An 18,374-nucleotide genomic window follows, 5' to 3' on the forward strand; every position below is an offset into this window, starting at 1 on the left:
CGGCCGAGAGATCGCTCGGGCCGTGCGTCCATTCCGGTGACAGGTTTCGCTCCGGTAGTGTTTGGCCGTATGAACACGGGGAGTAACAAGCCCGGCGAGGCGGCCGTGGCGGAAGACCGTTCGGGGACGGACGAGGCCGCGGCCGGGCGTGCGCTCGGTTCGCGGGCACCGGACTTCGTCAAGGCGCGCCGTGCCCTGCACCTGAGCTGGCAGGTCGGCGTCTTCATCGTCGGCCTCGCGGTCGTGGTGGCCGGCGCCGCCATGCTGGTGCTGCCCGGACCGGGCTGGGTGGTGATCTTCGGTGGCATGGCGATCTGGGCGACCGAGTTCGTCTGGGCCCAGATCGTCCTGCGCTGGACCAAGCGCAAGGTCACCGAGGCGGCGCAGCGTGCCCTCGATCCCAAGGTGCGGCGCCGGAACCTCACCCTCACCGCGATCGGCGTGGTGATCGTGGCCGTGCTGGCCGGGGTCTACCTGTACAAGTTCGGGCTGGAGATGCCCTGGAAGATCGAGGACCAGTGATCCGACGCGGGGGTGCGGCGACCCGGCCCCCGCTGGTCACGGGCACCCCCTGACATGGGGTAATGTTCTTCCTGCGTCCGGGCGATTAGCTCAGTGGGAGAGCGCTTCGTTCACACCGAAGAGGTCACTGGTTCGAACCCAGTATCGCCCACCGGATCATCAGGCGGCCCGGCTCACCATCGTGAGCCGGGCCGCCTTGTCGTGGCTGCGCCAGGGCGGTCCCGAGCGCCTGCCGGGGTCCCCGCGCGGTCGCCTCGAGGTCGTGCGGCGGCTTCGGGTCAAGGGCTGTGCGGCGGCTTCAGTGGCGGCTTCACGGGCCCGTGCGACGCGCTCGGAGCCCGCCGTGCCACCCGTTCCGGCCGTCCGTGCCGCCTGTCCGGGTCGACTGCGCCACCCGCCCCGGCCGTCCGTGCCGCCTGTCCGGGTCGACTGCGCCACCCGCCCCGGCCGACCGCGCGGCCCTTCCGTTTGAGCGTCTCTTCACCCAACCGTGACCTTCCGTGCCGCCCGCCCCGCCGGGCTCGCCGGTGTTCGGTCCGTCGGCCACACCGCGCCGACCTGTGGATTTTCCCTCGTGGCGGGCGGCGTGTCCGCAGCGGCCGGCTCTGTCGTCCGCGCCCGGCGCCCATCAATTCCTGTCCGAATCATTGACGCGCCCCTGGGCCCTCCGTAACTTGTGCCAGCAAGCGCTTACTTGAAACGATTCACGAAGCGGACGCAACGTCGCGGGGAGGCTCATATGCAGCAGGGCGGGAATGTGGAGAGGCGGACGATCCTCAAAGCGGCGGGAGCCTCGCTGGCCGTCGCGGGGCTGGGGGCGACGGCCACCGCGTGCGGCGGCGGCAGCGGCTCGGGGGACGGAACGGTGACGATCCGTTACTCCTGGTGGGGTGCCGAGGATCGGGCCGAACGCATCAACAAGACCATTGCGCTCTTCGAGAAGAAGTACCCGAAGATCAAGGTCAAGACCGACTTCCAGCCGTACACCGACTTCTGGAAGAAGTTCAACACCCAGGCCTCCGGAGGGAATCCGCCGGACGTCTTCCAGAATGCCATCGGATTTCTCCGCAAATACGACGCGAAGAACGTCCTGCTCGATCTGAGCGCGCAGGTCGAGGCCGGTAACCTCTCCATGGAGGGCTTCCGGGCCGGACTGGAGAAGTTCGGTGAGATCGACGGCAAACTCCTCGGCGTTCCCGTCGGTTCGAACTCGATGGCCCTGGTCATCGACAAGCCCGTCTTCACCCGCGCCGGTGTCAAGCCCGAACAGGGCTGGACCTGGGACGACTTCGACGAGGCGATGACGAAGATCCGTGACAGGACGGGCCGGGCCGGTGACAGCGGCATGTACGGCGTCATGTACCTCTACGACCTGTACCTGCGTCAGAACGGCAAGGCCTTCTTCACGAAGGACGGACTCGGCTTCTCCGAGGCCGATCTGACCCAGTGGTGGACGAAGGCGGAGAAGGGCGTGAAGTCCGGACTGTTCGCCGACCCCAAGAAGGTCGCCCAGATCAAGCCCAAGTCGGCGCTCTCCGCCGAACTCGCCGGCAGCGAGTTCACCTGGGACAACTTCACCGTCCGCTACACCTCCGAGGGCAAGAGCGAGTACGGTCTCGCGCCGATCCCCACCACGGACGGCGAGAAGACCGGCCAGTACCTCGGCTCCCTGATGCTCAGTGGGTACAAGCGCACCGAGCACCCCAAGGAAGTCGCCCAGTTCATCGACTTCATGGTCCACGACCCCGAGGTCGCCAAGATCATGGGTTACGACCGCGGCGTCCCGACGACGCAGGCCCAGTACGACGCGTACCGGCCGACCGACCCGGTCAACAAGGCGATCGCCGCCTACGAGGAGTCCCTCGTCGAGGCGGGCGTCCTGGAGACGATCACCCCGCACCCGAACGGTGCCGACATCTGCGAGGCCGCCTTCCTGCGCATCGCCGAGGAGATGGCGCTCGGCGAGCGGTCCGTCGGGGACGCCGTGAAGCAGTTCTTCTCCGAGTCGAAGACGGCTCTCGCCGGCTGATGGGGACCGCCGTGACACACGCCCCTGCGATGGAGGACCTGGCCAAGGGCTCCGAGCCGCGGCACGGGCCGGTGAAGCCCGCGCGCCCCGCCGAACTGAAGCGGCGGGGCCGCCGGGAGAACCTGGCCGGGTATCTCTTCATGTCCCCCTGGATCGCCGGATTCCTGCTGCTGACGGCGGGGCCGATGGCCGCATCGCTCTACTTCGCGTTCACCGACTACAACCTGTTCGACGCGCCCCGGTGGATCGGCCTGGACAACTTCTCCGAGATGTTCGGCGACCCGCGCTGGCGCCACTCGGTCCAGGTCACCCTGTGGTACGTCGTCGTCGGCACCCCGATCAAGCTGATCGCGGCGCTCGGCGTCGCCCTGCTGCTGGCGCAGAAGCGGCGCGGACAGGCCTTCTACCGGGCCGCCTTCTACGCGCCGTCGCTGATCGGCGCGAGCGTGTCCGTCGCCATCGTGTGGAAGGCGATCTTCTCCGACGACGCGGTCGTCGACCGTACGCAACAGCTCTTCGGGATCGACGCCGGCGGCTGGACCGGCGACCCGGACCTGATCATCTACAGCCTGGTGGCCCTGACCGTCTGGCAGTTCGGCGCCCCGATGGTCATCTTCCTGGCCGGTCTCAAGCAGGTGCCGCGCGAGCTGTACGAGGCGGCGGACGTCGACGGGGCGGGCAAGCTGCGGCAGTTCTGGAACATCACGCTGCCGATGATCTCGCCGGTCCTCTTCTTCAACGTCCTGCTGGAGACCATCCACTCCTTCCAGATCTTCAGCTCGGCCTACATCGTCGGCGGCGGCGCCGGAGGCAATGCCTGCGGTCCCGCGGACGGCACGATGGTCTACACCTGTTATCTGTACGTCCAGGGTTTCGAGAACAGCCGCATGGGCCTGGCCTCCGCCATGGCCTGGATGCTGCTGGTCGCGGTCGCCCTGGTCACCGCGGTGCTGTTCTGGTCCCAGAAGCGCTGGGTGCACTACGAGGAGGGCGGCCGATGAGCGCGCAGGCCACCGACGTCACGCCGGCCCCGTCCACCAGGACGGCCGCGCTCCGGCGCAAGCTGCCCGGGTCGCTCGCCTGGCACCTCGGGTCGCTGGCGATCCTCGCGGTGATCCTCTACCCGGTGCTCTGGGTGATCGGCGGCTCCTTCAAGGAGAGCGGCGACATCGTCGGCAGCCTGGACCTCTTCCCGGGCGACCCGATCGTCTCCAACTACACGAGCCTCGCCGACGGCATCGCGGACATCTCGATCTCCACGTTCTTCTTCAACTCGCTCTTCCTCGCCGTCGGTTCGGTGATCGGGATCGTGGTGTCCTGCTCACTGACCGCCTACGCCTTCGCGAAGATCAGGTTCGCGGGCCGCGACCTGCTGTTCACGCTGATGATCGGCACCCTGCTGCTGCCCTACCACGTGCTGCTGATCCCGCAGTACGTGCTGTTCCGCAACATGGACATGATCAACACGTACACCCCGCTGCTGCTGGGGAAGTACCTGGCCACGGAGGCGTTCTTCGTCTTCCTGATGGTGCAGTTCATGCGCAACCTGCCCAGGGAACTCGACGAGGCGGCGCGTCTGGACGGCTGCGGGCACTTCCGCATCTACTGGTCGATCGTGCTCCCGCTGTGCCGGCCCGCCCTGATCACCAGCGCTATCTTCACCTTCATCAACTCCTGGAACGACTTCATGGGCCCGCTGATCTACCTCAACGAGCCCGGCAAGTACACCGTTTCCCTCGGCCTGAAGATGTTCGTGGACCAGGAAGGGCTGGCGAACTACGGCGGCATGATCGCCATGTCGCTCGTCGCCCTGCTGCCCGTCCTCGCCTTCTTCCTGGCCTTCCAGCGCTATCTGATCGACGGCATGGCGACGTCCGGCCTGAAGGGCTGAGGTGAACCGAACATGACCGAGGCGCGTGCGAAGGCCCGTACGGAGCGGGCGGGGGAGCGGGGCGAGTCACGGTTCGCCGCGGGGTTCGCCCTGTTCGCCGAGTGCCTGCTCACCGGGGTGTGGATCGCGGTGGCCTCGCTGCCGCTGGTCACCTACCCCGCCGCGTTCGCGGCCGGTGCGCGCCACCTCGGGCGCCGGCTCGGCCACGAGCACGGCGGCTGGCGGGAGTTCGTCGCCGACTTCCGGGCGGCGGTGCGCCGCGGTTGGCTCGTCGGTCTCGCCGGGTGGGCCGCGGTGGCCGCGGTCTGGGTGGACGTACAGGCCGTACGCGACGGTCTGCCGGGGGGCCCGCTCGTGGGCGCCGTCGGGGTGTTCGCCCTGATCGGCGCCGCCGTGGCCGGGCTGCGGGCGACCGCGCTCTGGCGGCCGGGCGCCTCCTGGCGGACGCTGCTCGCGCAGGCCGGCCGCCGCACCGTGCTCGACCCCGCGGGCTCCTTCCTGATCGTCGGCGGACTGGCCGTGGTGGTCTGCTCCGCCTGGTTCAGCACGCCGCTGGCGGTCGCCGTCCTGGGCGCCGTCGCGGCGGCGGCGGTAGCCGTGGAGGAGCGCTACCGGCGCCGCTGACGGCCCCACCCGCGCACCAGGGCCGGCGCCCCGGCGCCGGACCCGTGTCCGCCTGCGCCCTGTCATGCCCGTGACATCCGAGGCGCGTATCAGAGCCATGCCCTTGACACCCCCCGCATCCGCACGGAACGGAAAGGAAAGGCCATGTCCCCCATCCCCCGCAGGTCCCTCCTCAAGGCGGCCGCCGTCGCCGGAGCCGCCGCCCAGATGAGCTGGGCACTGGGCGCCAAGAACGCCCAGGCCGCGCCCGCCGCCAAGGACGCCGACGCCGATCCCGTCACCCTGACCTGGCTGGAGGACGGCGGCCTGGGCGCCGCCCCCGGCTCCACCGTCGGCGTCCCCTGGCCCAAGGGCACGTACCGGGAGGACCAGTCGTTCGCCATCACGGACGCGGACGGCAAGGCCGTACCCGTGCAGTCCTGGCCCCTCGCCTACTGGCCGGACGGCTCCCTGAAGTGGACCGCGCACGCCGTCGGCTCGGGCAACGGCAAACTCACCCTGGCCGCCGGCACCCCCGCCGCACCCGCGAAGAAGGTGACCGTCGATCAGCGCGGCGGCACCATCGACATATCGACCGGCGTCATCACCGCGAGAATCGGCAAGTCCGGCTCGACGCTGATCAAGTCGGTCACCCGGGGCTCCACCGAGATCGCGAAGAACGGCCGCCTCGTCCTGCTGCGCCAGCCCGAGATCGAGGACGGCGACCAGGGCACGGTGAAGTACGAACGCTTCGACGGCGCGATCGACGAGGTGAAGGTCGAGCAGGACGGCCCGGTCCGCGCCGTCGTGCGCATCGACGGCAAGCACCGCAAGGGCCACCGCGGCTGGCTGCCCTTCTCCATCCGCCTCTACTTCCACGCGGGGGCCGACTCCTTCCGGATGGTCCACACCGTCACGTTCGACGGGAAGCAGGAGCCCGGCAAGGCGAGCGGCGACTTCATCCGCGGCCTCGGCGTCCGCTTCACCGTGCCGATGCGCGACGAGTCCTACGACCGGCACATCCGCATCGGCGGTGAGGGCACCGGCATGCTGCGCGAGGCCGTCAAGGGCATCACCGGGCTGCGCCGCGACCCGGGCGCTGCCGTGCAGGCGGCGCAGTTCGCGGGGGAGAAGCTGCCCGACCCGTCCACCTGGGACCAGCGGGTCACCACCCGCCTGCGGTACATCCCGGAATGGGGCGACTACACCCTCTCCCAGCTCTCCGCCGACGGCTTCTCCCTGCGCAAGCGCACCAAGAAGGGCCACGGCTGGATCGGCGCCGGCGGCGGCCGGCGCGCCTCCGGCTTCGGCTACGTCGGCGGGGCGGGCGGCGGACTCTCCTTCGGACTGCGCGACTTCTGGGAGAAGTACCCCGCCCAGCTCGACATCCGCGACGCCCAGACCGACGAGGCCGAGGTCACCCTCTGGCTCTGGTCGCCCGAGGCCCAGCCCATGGACCTGCGCTTCTACCACGACGGCATGGGCCAGGACACCTACACCGAGCAGCTCGAGGGCCTCAACATCACCTACGAGGACTACGAGCCCGGCTTCGGCACCCCCTACGGCATCGCCCGCACCTCGGAACTGCTGTTCTGGGCCAACGCCGCCACCCCGAGCGCCGAGAGGCTCGCCGAACAGGTCCAGGCCGTACGCGTACTGCCGCAGCTCGCCGCACCTCCGGCGCAGCTCATCAAGTCCAAGGTCTTCGGCCCCGGCCTCTACTCCGAGCCCGACCGCTCCACGCCCGCCAAGGCGAGGATCGAGGACCACCTCGACTTCCTCTTCACCTACTACAAGGACCAGGTGGAGCAGCGCCGCTGGTACGGCTTCTGGGACTACGGCGACGTCATGCACTCCTACGACACCGCCCGCCACCAGTGGCGCTACGACGTCGGCGGCTACGCCTGGGACAACTCCGAGCTGTCGCCCGACCTCTGGCTCTGGTACGCCTACCTGCGCTCCGGCCGCGCCGACATCTTCCGCTTCGCCGAGGCCATGACCCGGCACACCGGCGAGGTCGACGTCTACCACCTCGGCGAATGGGCCGGCCTCGGCACCCGGCACGGCGTCCAGCACTACGCGGACAGCGCCAAGCAGCAGCGCATCGCCAACACCACCTACCGGCGCTTCTACTACTTCCTCACCGCCGACGAACGCGTCGGCGACCTCATGCACGCCAACGTCGACTCCGACGAGACCTTCCTCGCCCTGGACCCGCTCCGCAAGATTCGTACCGAGCCCTACACCCCCGACCGCAACGCACTGTCGGTCGGCTTCGGCACCGACTGGAGCGGCCTGGTCTCGGCGTGGCTGACCGAGTGGGAACGCAAGGGCCCCAAGTGGGAGAAGGCCAAGGCCCGCGTCCTGTCCACCATGGAGACCATCGCCGCCCAGCCCAACGGCTTCGTCCAGGGCAGCGGCCTGTACGACCTGGACACCGGGAGGTTCGCCGTCGCCGACACCCCGAAGGTCGAGGTCTCGCACCTCTCGGCCGTCTTCGGCCTGAACGAACTGTGCGCGGAGCTGATCGACCTGGTCGACATGCCGGAGTTCAACGAGGCGTACTACGACTACTGCCGCTACTTCAACGCCTCCAAGACGGAACAGGCGGCCCGGTACGGCAGCAACTTCGGCAGCCTCATCCTCTTCCAGGGCCACTCGCGCCTCGACGCCTACGCGGCCGTACAGACCGGCGACGAGAAGCTCGCCGCGCGCGCGTGGCGGAAGTTCTACGACTCCGACGGCTACCAGGAGTCCGCACCCTGGAGGACGGAGAAGCTGAGCGGTCCGGCCACGCTGGTCCCGGGCAGCGAGGCGACCTGGGTCTCCACCAACGACACCGCCCTCTACGGCCTCGCCGCCATCGAGAACCTGGCACTTCTGGGGGACAGGATGCCGTAGCCGGCACGTGACGGACGCGGGTGCGGGCACACTCCACAGGTGGACTGGAACCATTACCGATTCCGCAGCCTGTGGGCCCTGCCCGCGCCCGCCCCGGCGGTCTACCGGGAACTGGAACGGATCGAGGACTACCCCCGCTGGTGGCCCCAGGTGCGCGAGGTCACCCGGCTCGACGACACCAGCGGAGTCCTCCGGTTCCGCTCGCTCCTCCCCTACGACCTGACCGCGACCCTGCGCGAGGGACGGCGCGATCCGGCGGCCGGGGTGCTGGAGGTCGCCATGACCGGCGACATGGAGGGCTGGGCGCGCTGGACGGTCACCCCCTGCGGCACGGGCGCCCTCGCCCGCTACGACCAGGAGGTCGACGTACGCAAGCCGCTGCTGCGCCTGCTCGCCGTCCCGGGGCGGCCGCTGTTCCGGGCCAACCACCGGCTGATGATGCGGATGGGGCGACGCGGACTGGCGGCCCGCCTGGAAGACGGTCGGCAAGCGGTTTGAACGAAACGTGCCGGTCCCTGTATTGTTCAGTGCGTTCCCGGGCGATTAGCTCAGTGGGAGAGCGCTTCGTTCACACCGAAGAGGTCACTGGTTCGAACCCAGTATCGCCCACGTTCGCGAGAGCGACGTGTGTCCGCAGACAACGCGGACCGCGTCGCTCTCTGCGTTTCTGCGCGGCTTCGCCGCGCGAAGCGGGGGCTTCGCCACCCGCACCCCCTTGCCCGGCGTTGCCCTGGCCGCAGTGGTGTGCTCACGCCGCAGCCGGCAGGTCCGGTCGCAGCGGCCAGGCCGGGTCCACCGCTTCCTCGGTGCCGTTGAGTGCGAACCACGCCTGCAGTCCCCGCGCCTGCCCGGCGTGCCACACCGCCTGGAGTGTGTGCAGCTCGGCCGGGGAAAGGCGTTCCAGCCGTGCCGGGAAGCGGCGCCCCACCGCCCGTACGACCTCCAGCGCGGCCTGCGCGTCGGCCGCCGCGTCGTGCGCGCCCTCCAGTTCGACGCCGTAGTGCGCGCACAGGTCGGTGAGGGTGCGCCGGCCCTTGCGGTACCGGTCCAGGTGCTTGTCGAGCACGCGCGGGTCGAGGACGTGCAGTGACGTCCGCTCCACCCAGCGGCTGAGGGAGGAAGCGCGGTGCCGGCGCAACTCCCGGTCCAGCAGCGTGAGGTCGAACGGCGCGTTCATCACCACGAGCGGACGCCCCGCGCGGGTCTGCTCGGCCAGCGCTTCCGCTATCTCGTACATCACCGGCGCCGGCCAGCGGCCGTGGTGCCGCACATGCTCCTGCGTCAGCCCGTGCACGGCGGTGGCCGCCTCCGGCACCGGCACGCCCGGGTTCACCAGCCACCTGGTCACGCGCGGCCCCAGTCCCGGCGCGTCCTGGACGACGAGGGCCGCCGACACGATCCGGTCGGTCTCGACGTCCACACCCGTCGTCTCCGTGTCGAAGGCGGCCAGCGGCCCTTCGAACCAGCTCGTCATAGCGCACTCAACTCCTCGTGGGTATAAGGCGGCTGAGGCGCCGTCTTCTGTCCCGGTTCGGTGATACCCGGGCTGTTTGCGGCGTACGCCGGAAGGACACAACAGGAGTACGGGTCTTTGCAGTTCAGCGACCCGAAGTGAGGATTCACCGGTTCTGGAAGGCTGTTGGCCATGGCCATAGCGCAGCCCGAACGGGGCGGGCTGCTGCCCGAGCGCACGGCGCCCTCTCGCGGCTCTCTCGCCACCACCGCCTGCATGGAGACCTTGCAGGTCGGCTACCTCCACGCGGTCGCCGCGGCGGCGGGCTGCTCGCTCTCCCAGCCGTTCCCGGACAACGGCATCGACTGGCACGTCAGCCACAGCGCCCCCGGGCACACGGTCGACGACGAGGTCACCATCAAGGTGCAGCTCAAGGCGACGTACCAGATCCCGCCGGGCCCGCCCGGCCGCTTCTTCTCCTTCACGCTCGACAACGACCACCTGGCGAAGCTCGCCCGCACCCCGGTCTCGGTGCACAAGATCCTCGTCGTGATGATCGTCCCCCGCTCCCGGGACCAGTGGCTGCGCGCGGGCCACGACCGGCTCGACCTCAGGCACTGCTGCTACTGGACCAACCTCGCCGGGCACCCGGTCACCGGCCGGCGGCGCACCACCGTGCGGATACCGACCGCGCGGGTCTTCGACGACCGGGCGCTGTGCGAGATCATGACGCGGGTCGGGACGGGAGGGAAACCATGACGCACCGCCCGACCGGTGAGCCCCTGCGCGCCGTGCGGCCGCACCCCGCCCACACCGCCGGCGACAGCGCCTGGGACGACGGCCGCACGCCCGAGTCCGGCGCCGTCGACCCGGCCGTGCTGACCGCTCTGCTCCACCGGCACGGCTGGCGGCGGCGCGGCGGCGCCCCCGGCCGCTACGGCCGCTGGACCCCGCCCGGCCCGGCCGCCGGCGCCACCAGCCTCCTGGTGCCCGTCAGCCGCGCCTTCCCGGACAGCGACGACCTGCTCGGCGAGGCGCTGCTCGCCCTGTCCCGCAGCGGCACGCCGACCGCCCGCGAGATCCTCGTCTCCCTCGCCGTGCCCAGCGACGAGATCCGCTGGGGGCGCGACGTGCCGGCCGGACCCGGCGGCACCGCGTCCTGGACCGTGGAGGAGCAACTGCGCTCCGCCGCCCGCCGGATGCTGCTCGCCGGAGCACTCGCCACGCGCGCGCGAGCGGGCTACTACGGAGCCCGGCACCGGCGCGCCGCCGCCGAGGCCCTGGAGAACGTCCTGGTCGGACCCGCCCCCGGCGGCCGTCGACTCACGGCATTCGTGCCCGTCGCCACCGGCCGCCCCCTCGCCGTACGCCTCCACCACGCGCTCTACGCCGCCCGCGAGGCCGTCGACTACCGGCGGGCCACCGGCGGCATGGAGGCCTTCGACACGGCCGTCGCCGCGGGCGTGAGCCATGAGCTCACCGAGGCGCTCGTCGCCCTGGTCCGCGGCACGGAGGGTGCGCGGATCGCCGTCGACTGGGCGCCGGCCGCCGGCGTCCCCGAGGGCTGCGCCGCCCTCGCCGAACCCGTCGAGTTCTCGCCCGGCGACCTGCCCGCGCTGCGCGAGGCCGCCGCCCGCTACCTGCACGCCGAGCCTTCCGTGCCGGTGCGGATCACCGGCACCGTCGTCCGCATGCGCCGCCCCGGGCCACGCGGCGCGGGGACCGTACGGCTGCGCGTACTGGCCGGCGCGGAGGTGCCGCACGTACGGGTCACCCTGGACGAGGAGGCCTACCGGATCGCCGGGCACGCCCATCTCGTCGGGCTGCCGGTGCGGGTGCTCGGCCGGCTGGAGAGCCGGGGCGGGTTCCGCCGGCTCACCGGCGCCTGCGAGATCGCTCCCGTGCAGGTCGACGACGCGGAGCGGGACCGGCTGCTGAAGGCGGTCCAGGAACATGTCGAGGTGGCGGCCTTCTTCGAGGAGACCTGCGGAGGGGAGGGCGGGGACGACGGCGACTGCGGGGACTGATTTCGCGGTGGGCGGGCCGGGGTCGGTACGATCGCCCTCACGCGTGCGCTCCGGTATGGCGCCGCGGCCCCACCTTCAGTCAGGAGAGACCGGTGTCAGACGTCCGTGTGATCATCCAACGCGATTCCGAGCGGGAAGAACGCGTGGTGACGACGGGCACCACGGCCGCCGAGCTCTTCGCCGGCCAGCGCTCGATCATCGCGGCGCGCGTGGCCGGTGAGCTCAAGGACCTCGCCTACGAGGTCGGGGACGGCGAGACCGTCGAGGGCGTCGAGATCTCCTCCGAGGACGGCCTGAACATCCTGCGCCACTCCACCGCGCACGTCATGGCCCAGGCCGTGCAGGAGCTCTTCCCCGAGGCGAAGCTGGGCATCGGCCCGCCGGTCAAGGACGGCTTCTACTACGACTTCGACGTGGAGAAGCCCTTCCACCCCGATGACCTCAAGGCCATCGAGAAGAAGATGCAGGAGATCCAGAAGCGCGGCCAGCGCTTCTCGCGCCGCGTCGTCACCGACGACGCCGCCCGCGAGGAGCTCGCCGACGAGCCGTACAAGCTGGAGCTGATCGGCCTCAAGGGCTCCGCCTCGCACGACGACGGCGCGGACGTCGAGGTCGGCGCCGGCGAGCTGACGATCTACGACAACCTGGACGCCAAGACCGGTGAGCTGTGCTGGAAGGACCTCTGCCGCGGTCCCCACCTGCCCACCACCCGGAACATCCCGGCGTTCAAGCTGATGCGCAACGCCGCCGCCTACTGGCGCGGCAGCGAGAAGAACCCGATGCTCCAGCGCATCTACGGCACCGCCTGGCCGTCCAAGGACGAGCTGAAGGCGCACCTGGAGTTCCTCGCCGAGGCCGAGAAGCGCGACCACCGCAAGCTCGGCAGCGAGCTGGACCTGTTCTCCATCCCGGAGCAGATCGGCTCCGGCCTCGCGGTCTTCCACCCCAAGGGCGGCGTGATCCGCCGGGTCATGGAGGACTACTCGCGGCGCCGCCACGAGGAGGAGGGGTACGAGTTCGTCTATAGCCCGCACGCGACCAAGGCGAAGCTCTTCGAGACCTCGGGCCACCTGGACTGGTACGCGGACGGCATGTACCCGCCCATGCAGCTCGACGAGGGCGTGGACTACTACCTCAAGCCCATGAACTGCCCGATGCACAACCTGATCTTCGACGCGCGCGGCCGCTCGTACCGCGAACTGCCGCTGCGCCTGTTCGAGTTCGGGACCGTGTACCGGTACGAGAAGTCGGGCGTCGTGCACGGCCTGACCCGGGCCCGCGGCTTCACCCAGGACGACGCGCACATCTACTGCACCCGCGAGCAGATGTCGGAGGAGCTCGACAAGACGCTCACCTTCGTCCTGAACCTGCTGCGCGACTACGGCCTGACCGACTTCTACCTGGAGCTGTCCACCAAGGACCCGGAGAAGTTCGTCGGCTCCGACGAGGCCTGGGAAGAGGCCACCGAGACGCTGCGCCAGGTCGCCGAGAAGCAGGGTCTGCCCCTGGTCCCGGACCCGGGCGGCGCCGCCTTCTACGGCCCGAAGATCTCCGTCCAGACCAAGGACGCCATCGGCCGGACCTGGCAGATGTCGACCATCCAGCTCGATTTCAACCTGCCGGAGCGCTTCGACCTGGAGTACACCGGCGCGGACGGTGCCAAGCAGCGCCCGGTCATGATCCACCGCGCGCTGTTCGGCTCCATCGAGCGCTTCTTCGCGGTGCTCCTCGAGCACTACGCGGGCGCCTTCCCGGCGTGGCTGGCGCCGGTGCAGGCGGTGGGAATCCCGGTGGGTGACGCTCACGTGCAGTACCTGGAGGAGTTCGCGGCGGAGGCGCGGCGGAAGGGGCTGCGCGTCGACGTGGACTCCTCCTCGGACCGGATGCAGAAGAAGATCCGCACCCAGCAGAAGCAGAAGGTCCCGTTCATGATCATCGTCGGTGACGAGGACATGCACGGGGGCACGGTGTCGTTCCGCTACCGCGACGGTTCGCAGGAGAACGGCATTCCGCGTGACCAGGCGCTGGCGAAGCTCGTTGATGTGGTGGAGCGCCGTATTCAGGTGTGACACGCTCCCCGCCCGTACGGGGACGGTCCGTTCACGCCGCTTGTCGGACACACGAAGGTGCTGTTGCTCCCCGCAAACGCGGGGATCGGCCCCCGGGAGGAGCTCCCGGGGGCCCTTTCAGGTTCCAAGCGCCGACGCCATATGCTGCACACATGACGAGCGAGCCGGAGCAGCAGCTGGGAGTGGGCACGCCGGACGCGTTCCAGCGCCTGTGGACGCCCCACCGGATGGCCTACATTCAGGGCGAGAACAAGCCGAGCGGCCCCGGTGCCGACGACGGCTGCCCCTTCTGCTCGATCCCGGCCAAGTCCGACGAGGACGGTCTGATCGTCCGGCGCGGCGAGCACGTTTACGCGGTGCTCAACTTGTACCCCTACAACGGCGGCCACCTGATGGTCGTGCCGTACCGCCACGTCGCCGACTACACCGAGCTGAACGCCGTGGAGACCGCGGAGCTGGCCGAGCTCACCAAGCAGGCGATGACGGCCCTGCGCACCGCGTCCGGCGCCCACGGTTTCAACATCGGCATGAACCAGGGCACGGTGGCGGGCGCGGGCATCGCCGCTCACCTGCACCAGCATGTGGTGCCCCGCTGGGGCGGCGACACCAATTTCCTTCCCGTGATTGGCCACACCAAGGTCCTGCCCCAGCTCCTGGGCGACACCCGCAAGATGCTGGCGGAGGCGTGGCCGGCGTAGCGGGGCGCGCCCCGCGCCGGCAGGGCGCCCCGGACGTGAGGCCTACGCGTTGTACAGGTCCGCCTTGCCCGGCGTCGGATCCTGCACAGCCGTACTGAGGAACGCCGACCGCGTCCCGAACTTCTCCGTGTCCACGCCGTTCTCCTCCAGCACCTTGATCGCCGACGAGTGCACCACCCGCAGCACCGGCGCCGCCGCCCGCAACGCGTCGTCGGCCATGAAGCGGTGGCGCCACGGCTGGTCCGCCCACGCGTGCCGCAGCCCGAACGGCTCCGGCAGACCGATCGTGCCGCCGAGCCAGTTCAGCAGCGGCGGATACCAGGTGAGCGGAGCGCGGACGGCCAGCCGGACCACCTCGTTCGCGGTGACCAGCGGGAGCATCACCTTGCGCGTCTCCCACGGCTTGAACGACTTGGCGACCTCCTTGGAGGGAGCCTCCGGCTTGGTGGTGAACAGTGAGTTCACCGGGCCGAGGGCGTGACCGGTGACCTCGATGCGCAGGGTCTCGTGCAGCACGGTCACCGTGATCAGCATGGTGATGACGAGCTGGCCGTCCCACAGGGTCCACTGGACGCCCAGGTAGTGCCGGTCACCGGCGCCGAACTGCTGCTTGTTGCAGATGTCCTGTATCGCGTGCGGCTTGACCTGGTACGCCTCGACGTCCGTGCCCTCCGGGCGGGACACCGCCTTGGCGTTCTCCCCGATGGGCGTCACGACCCAGTGCCGTATGGACGGCTTGGTGAAGCCGCCGGTGTTCAGCGGGCCCCGCTCCAGCATGCGCAGTTGGTCGTGGATGGCCCGGACGACGTCCCAGCTACGGAAGGGGTGGATCTCCCGGGTCGGGTCGGCCGGCACCAGGTTCTCGGCGAGCTGCCAACTGCCCCAGCGGGTGCCCATGCCGAGTATGCCCTTGGGGCCGGCGTAGAAGACCGAGTTGGACCGCTGCTCGGCGCCGAGCTTGGCCAGTGACTGGCGGAGCCGTTCGGCCGCGGTCTCGCCCGGGTTGCTGGGCACCGCCTCGGGGACCTTGGCGCCGACCCCGCTGCCCGACAGAAGGCCGTCCCAGCGCTCCCGCAGGTCCTTCGCGGTGCCCTCGCAGATCCGCTTGGCCCAGAACCAGCCGATGACGGGCATCACGACAGCGGCGCGCGCGTACCAGGCCCAGAAGCCCGAGAAGGGCATCTTGACCAGGAACAGCACGGCCAGCGCGGCGATCGCCACGAGCACCGCGGTGCCCAGCGCTCCGGCCTGCTTGTTCTCCGCCTTGGCGACGGTGGTGCGGATCTGGAAGCCGAGCAGCCAGATCAGCATGCCGGGCAGGAACAGCAGGCCGCACAGCACGATCACCGTGGACAGCCGGGCGTCGCGCGCCTTGCGGATGCCGTTGGCCGCCAAGCAGTGCTCGACGACCACCTGGGGTTCGGCGCCGAAGGACTGGATGAGGGGCTTGCGGCCGCTGCCCAGCATCCGGTCGGCCACCGCGCGGGAGAAGGCCTCGCCGAGGTTGGGACGGAAGATCGTGGCCCAGGACCGGCCCGCGTTGAGGGTGGTCTGGTGCCACTCGTTGTCGGCCTTCTTGATCTCCTCCAACTCGCTGTCCCGGTAGGCGGCCGAGGCCAGCGCGAAGGTGGCCGTCTGGCCCCCGTCGTCCGTACGCGGCACCTGCGGTCCGAAGAAGTCCGCGTAACCGCCGTCAACGGTCATTCCCGCCCCCGATCGCCACCACTGTCGCTCCTGCGGCCTTCCCGACTTCCCTGCCCCGCACACCTGTTGATCAGGTCATCAGCGTATCCGCCACCGGCGACATGCGGCACCGGACGGCCAAAGGCGCCCCCGCGTGCGCGGGCTGCCCCCGGTGCCGCGCCGTCGTGCGCCGGGGACCCTGGCCCGGCAACAGGCTTATGTTGCAGGGAAGTTGGTGCGCGGTCGGCGCGGAGGAAGCCCGCGCCGGCCACCTGCCGCGGGCCCTCAGGACGCCGCCCGCAGATCCTGACGGAGACGTTCCGCGATCTGCGGCGGCATCGGTTCGTGCCGCGCGTAACGGCGGCCGAAGCGCGCGGTGCCGTGCGTCAGGGAGCGCAGATCCACCGCGTACCGGCCGATCTCGATCTCCGGCACCTCGGCCCTGACCAGGGTCCGCCCGCCGCTCGTCTGCTCGGTGCCGAGGACCCTGCCGCGCCGCCCGGACAGATCGCTCATCACCGCGCCCACGTACTCGTCGCCGATCAGCACGCTCACCTCCGCCACCGGCTCCAGCAGATGGATCCTCGCCTGTGCCGCGGCCTCCCGCAGCGCCAGCGCGCCGGCCGTCTGGAAGGCGGCGTCGGAGGAGTCCACCGAGTGCGCCTTGCCGTCCCGCAAGGTCACCCGCACGTCGATCAGCGGATGACCCGCGGCGACGCCCTTGGCGGCCTGCGCGCGGACCCCCTTCTCGACGGACGGGATGAACTGCCGGGGCACCGCGCCGCCGACCACCTCGTCCACGAACTCGATGCCCGAACCGCCGGGCAGCGGCTCCACCTCGATCTCGCAGATGGCGTACTGCCCGTGCCCGCCGGACTGCTTCACGTGCCGCCCGCGCCCGGCCGCCCGGTCCCCGAACGTCTCGCGCAGGGACACCCGGTGGGGCACGACGTCGACCTGGACGCCGTAGCGGCTGCGCAGCCGTTCGAGCGCCACGTCGGCGTGCGCCTCGCCCAAACACCACAGGACCACCTGGTGGGTGTCCTGGTTCTGCTCCAGGCGCATCGTCGGGTCCTCGGCGACCAGCCGCGCGAGCCCCTGGGAGAGCTTGTCCTCGTCGGGTTTGCTGTGCGCCTCGATGGCGAGCGGCAGCAGCGGGTCGGGCATCTCCCACGGGGCCATCAGCAGCGGGTCGTCCGTGGCCGACAGCGTGTCCCCGGTCTCCGCGCGGCTCAGCTTGGCCACGCACGCCAGGTCGCCCGCGATCACGTGCGGGACCGGCCGCTGCTGCTTGCCGAACGGCGTCGACAGGGCGCCGATCCGCTCGTCCGCCTCGTGGAGGGCGCGGCTCTCGTGGCCGCGGTCGGCCAGCCCGTGCCCGCAGACGTGCACCGTCTGGTCGGCGCGCAGGGTGCCGGAGAACACGCGGACCAGCGAGATCCGGCCGACGTACGGGTCGGAGGACGTCTTGACGACCTCCGCGACCAGCGACTCCCCGGGGTCGCACGTCCGCAGCTCGCGCGGGGTGCCGTCGAGTTTGGTGACCTGGGGCGCCGCGCGCTCCGAGGGGGTCGGGAAGCCGCGCGTGATCAGCTCCAGCAGCTCGACCGTGCCCAACCCCTGCCGGGCCCCCTCGGCCGCCGGGGCGGCGGCCAGGACGGGGAAGAACACCCCGCGCGCCACGGCCCGCTCGAGATCCTCGATGAGCGTCTTGACGTCGACCTGCTCGCCGCCGAGATAGCGCTCCATGAGGGTCTCGTCCTCGCTCTCCGAGATGATCCCCTCGATGAGCATGCTGCGCGCCTCGTCGAGCACCGGCAGTTGTGCCTCGCCCGGCTCGGACTCCACGCGCTCGCCGGACGCGTAGTCGAACAGCTTCCGCGAGAGCAGCCCGACGAGCCCCGTCACGGGCGCGTGCCCGTCGGGCGCCCGCGGTCCGCGCAGCGGCAGGTACAGCGGCAGCACCGCGTCGGGATCGTCCCCGCCGAAGGCCTCCGCGCAGATCCGCGTCATCTCCTCGAAGTCCGCGCGGGCGGCCTCCAGGTGTGTGATCACGATGGCGCGGGGCATGCCGACGGCGGCGCACTCCTCCCACACCATCCGGGTCGAGCCGTCCACGCCGTCGGAGGCCGAGACGACGAAGAGGGCCGCGTCCGCCGCCCGCAGACCGGCCCTGAGCTCCCCGACGAAGTCGGCGTATCCGGGAGTGTCCAAGAGGTTGATCTTGATGCCGTCCCATTCGACCGGCACCAGGGAGAGCTGTACGGAGCGCTGCTGCCGGTGCTCCATCTCGTCGTAGTCCGAGACGCAGCCGCCGTCCTCCACGCGGCCCGCCCGGTTCAGTGCTCCCGCGGTCAGTGCGAGAGCTTCCACCAGAGTCGTCTTGCCCGAGCCGGAGTGGCCGACCAGCACCACATTCCGTACGGACGTGGGGTGGTCGGCCGCCGTTGCCCTTCCGGCGGCTCCGGGGTGGGTGTGTGCCTTGTCGCCCATGTCCT

Annotated in this window: 14 protein-coding genes and 2 tRNA genes; 13 read left to right on the forward strand and 3 right to left on the reverse strand. The window is 70.5% G+C overall.

Annotation, left to right across the window (positions count from 1 at the left end):
• Positions 1–69: 69 nt before the first annotated feature.
• The 9 genes from B1H29_RS29875 to B1H29_RS29915 all read left to right on the forward strand — a co-directional run bounded on the left by B1H29_RS29875 (position 70) and on the right by B1H29_RS29915 (position 8,555).
• Positions 70–522, forward strand: a complete 453-nt coding sequence (locus B1H29_RS29875) for a TIGR02611 family protein (protein ID WP_055415972.1) — start codon at positions 70–72, stop codon at positions 520–522.
• A gap of 79 nt (positions 523–601) precedes the next feature.
• Positions 602–673 (forward strand) — tRNA-Val (locus B1H29_RS29880).
• Between the two features lie 588 nt (positions 674–1,261).
• Positions 1,262–2,551: an ABC transporter substrate-binding protein gene (locus B1H29_RS29885; RefSeq protein WP_055415971.1), complete on the forward strand. Its 1,290-nt coding sequence runs from the start codon at positions 1,262–1,264 to the stop codon at positions 2,549–2,551.
• Positions 2,551–3,552 (forward strand): carbohydrate ABC transporter permease, encoded by a 1,002-nt coding sequence (locus B1H29_RS29890; protein WP_055415970.1) that lies wholly within the window; start codon positions 2,551–2,553, stop codon positions 3,550–3,552. The genes B1H29_RS29885 and B1H29_RS29890 overlap by 1 nt, the downstream gene beginning before the upstream one ends.
• Positions 3,549–4,442 (forward strand): carbohydrate ABC transporter permease, encoded by an 894-nt coding sequence (locus B1H29_RS29895; protein ID WP_055415969.1) that lies wholly within the window; start codon positions 3,549–3,551, stop codon positions 4,440–4,442. The genes B1H29_RS29890 and B1H29_RS29895 overlap by 4 nt, the downstream gene beginning before the upstream one ends.
• 12 nt (positions 4,443–4,454) lie before the next feature.
• Entirely contained in the window at positions 4,455–5,066 is a 612-nt protein-coding gene (locus tag B1H29_RS29900) for a hypothetical protein (RefSeq protein WP_055415968.1), read from the forward strand.
• Positions 5,067–5,210: 144 nt separating this feature from the next.
• Positions 5,211–7,946 carry a hypothetical protein gene (locus B1H29_RS29905; RefSeq protein ID WP_055415967.1) on the forward strand — a complete coding sequence of 912 codons (2,736 nt, stop codon included), beginning with the start codon at positions 5,211–5,213 and terminating at the stop codon, positions 7,944–7,946.
• Between the two features lie 39 nt (positions 7,947–7,985).
• Entirely contained in the window at positions 7,986–8,444 is a 459-nt protein-coding gene (locus B1H29_RS29910; protein ID WP_055415966.1) for an SRPBCC family protein, read from the forward strand.
• A 39-nt stretch (positions 8,445–8,483) separates the two neighbouring features.
• Positions 8,484–8,555, forward strand: a tRNA-Val gene (locus B1H29_RS29915).
• Positions 8,556–8,694: 139 nt separating this feature from the next.
• Here B1H29_RS29915 and B1H29_RS29920 read toward each other — a convergent pair.
• Positions 8,695–9,420, reverse strand: a complete 726-nt coding sequence (locus B1H29_RS29920; RefSeq protein ID WP_055415965.1) for a 3'-5' exonuclease — start codon at positions 9,418–9,420, stop codon at positions 8,695–8,697.
• Between the two features lie 171 nt (positions 9,421–9,591).
• On the opposite strand from B1H29_RS29920, the gene B1H29_RS29925 reads away from it, so the two are divergent.
• The 4 genes from B1H29_RS29925 (at position 9,592) to B1H29_RS29940 (ending at position 14,193) form a co-directional block, all read left to right on the forward strand.
• Positions 9,592–10,158, forward strand: coding sequence for a DUF4365 domain-containing protein (locus tag B1H29_RS29925; protein ID WP_055415964.1), 567 nt, complete (start codon positions 9,592–9,594; stop codon positions 10,156–10,158).
• The gene (locus tag B1H29_RS29930) at positions 10,155–11,426 is read left to right on the forward strand and encodes a hypothetical protein (RefSeq protein WP_055415963.1); all 1,272 of its coding nucleotides are present in this window, start codon (positions 10,155–10,157) and stop codon (positions 11,424–11,426) included. The genes B1H29_RS29925 and B1H29_RS29930 overlap by 4 nt, the downstream gene beginning before the upstream one ends.
• Positions 11,427–11,518: 92 nt before the next feature.
• Complete coding sequence (gene thrS, locus B1H29_RS29935) at positions 11,519–13,495, forward strand: threonine--tRNA ligase (protein ID WP_055415962.1); 1,977 nt, start codon at positions 11,519–11,521, stop codon at positions 13,493–13,495.
• A gap of 152 nt (positions 13,496–13,647) precedes the next feature.
• A complete protein-coding gene (locus B1H29_RS29940; RefSeq protein WP_055415961.1) occupies positions 13,648–14,193 on the forward strand; it encodes an HIT family protein in 546 nt (181 codons plus the stop codon).
• A gap of 42 nt (positions 14,194–14,235) precedes the next feature.
• Here the strand turns inward: B1H29_RS29940 and B1H29_RS29945 are convergent, their stop codons facing one another.
• Both B1H29_RS29945 and B1H29_RS29950 read right to left on the reverse strand, forming a co-directional pair.
• Positions 14,236–15,897: a hypothetical protein gene (locus B1H29_RS29945; RefSeq protein WP_055415960.1), complete on the reverse strand. Its 1,662-nt coding sequence runs from the start codon at positions 15,895–15,897 to the stop codon at positions 14,236–14,238.
• Between the two features lie 264 nt (positions 15,898–16,161).
• Positions 16,162–18,369: an elongation factor G-like protein EF-G2 gene (locus B1H29_RS29950; protein ID WP_055415959.1), complete on the reverse strand. Its 2,208-nt coding sequence runs from the start codon at positions 18,367–18,369 to the stop codon at positions 16,162–16,164.
• Positions 18,370–18,374 lie beyond the last annotated feature (5 nt).

The organism is Streptomyces pactum, assembly GCF_002005225.1.
In the GTDB taxonomy this organism is placed as follows: Bacteria; Actinomycetota; Actinomycetes; order Streptomycetales; family Streptomycetaceae; genus Streptomyces; species Streptomyces pactum_A.

What these genes read in the sequence shown, in the direction of transcription:
- B1H29_RS29875 (WP_055415972.1), top strand. Translation starts at nt 70, where the DNA reads ATGAACACGGGGAGTAACAAGCCCGGCGAGGCGGCCGTGGCGGAAGAC.
- B1H29_RS29885 (WP_055415971.1), top strand. Translation starts at nt 1,262, where the DNA reads ATGCAGCAGGGCGGGAATGTGGAGAGGCGGACGATCCTCAAAGCGGCG.
- B1H29_RS29890 (WP_055415970.1), top strand. Translation starts at nt 2,551, where the DNA reads ATGGGGACCGCCGTGACACACGCCCCTGCGATGGAGGACCTGGCCAAG.
- B1H29_RS29895 (WP_055415969.1), top strand. Translation starts at nt 3,549, where the DNA reads ATGAGCGCGCAGGCCACCGACGTCACGCCGGCCCCGTCCACCAGGACG.
- B1H29_RS29900 (WP_055415968.1), top strand. Translation starts at nt 4,455, where the DNA reads ATGACCGAGGCGCGTGCGAAGGCCCGTACGGAGCGGGCGGGGGAGCGG.
- B1H29_RS29905 (WP_055415967.1), top strand. Translation starts at nt 5,211, where the DNA reads ATGTCCCCCATCCCCCGCAGGTCCCTCCTCAAGGCGGCCGCCGTCGCC.
- B1H29_RS29920 (WP_055415965.1), bottom strand. Translation starts at nt 9,420, where the DNA reads ATGACGAGCTGGTTCGAAGGGCCGCTGGCCGCCTTCGACACGGAGACG.
- B1H29_RS29925 (WP_055415964.1), top strand. Translation starts at nt 9,592, where the DNA reads ATGGCCATAGCGCAGCCCGAACGGGGCGGGCTGCTGCCCGAGCGCACG.
- B1H29_RS29930 (WP_055415963.1), top strand. Translation starts at nt 10,155, where the DNA reads ATGACGCACCGCCCGACCGGTGAGCCCCTGCGCGCCGTGCGGCCGCAC.
- B1H29_RS29940 (WP_055415961.1), top strand. Translation starts at nt 13,648, where the DNA reads ATGACGAGCGAGCCGGAGCAGCAGCTGGGAGTGGGCACGCCGGACGCG.
- B1H29_RS29945 (WP_055415960.1), bottom strand. Translation starts at nt 15,897, where the DNA reads ATGACCGTTGACGGCGGTTACGCGGACTTCTTCGGACCGCAGGTGCCG.
- B1H29_RS29950 (WP_055415959.1), bottom strand. Translation starts at nt 18,369, where the DNA reads ATGGGCGACAAGGCACACACCCACCCCGGAGCCGCCGGAAGGGCAACG.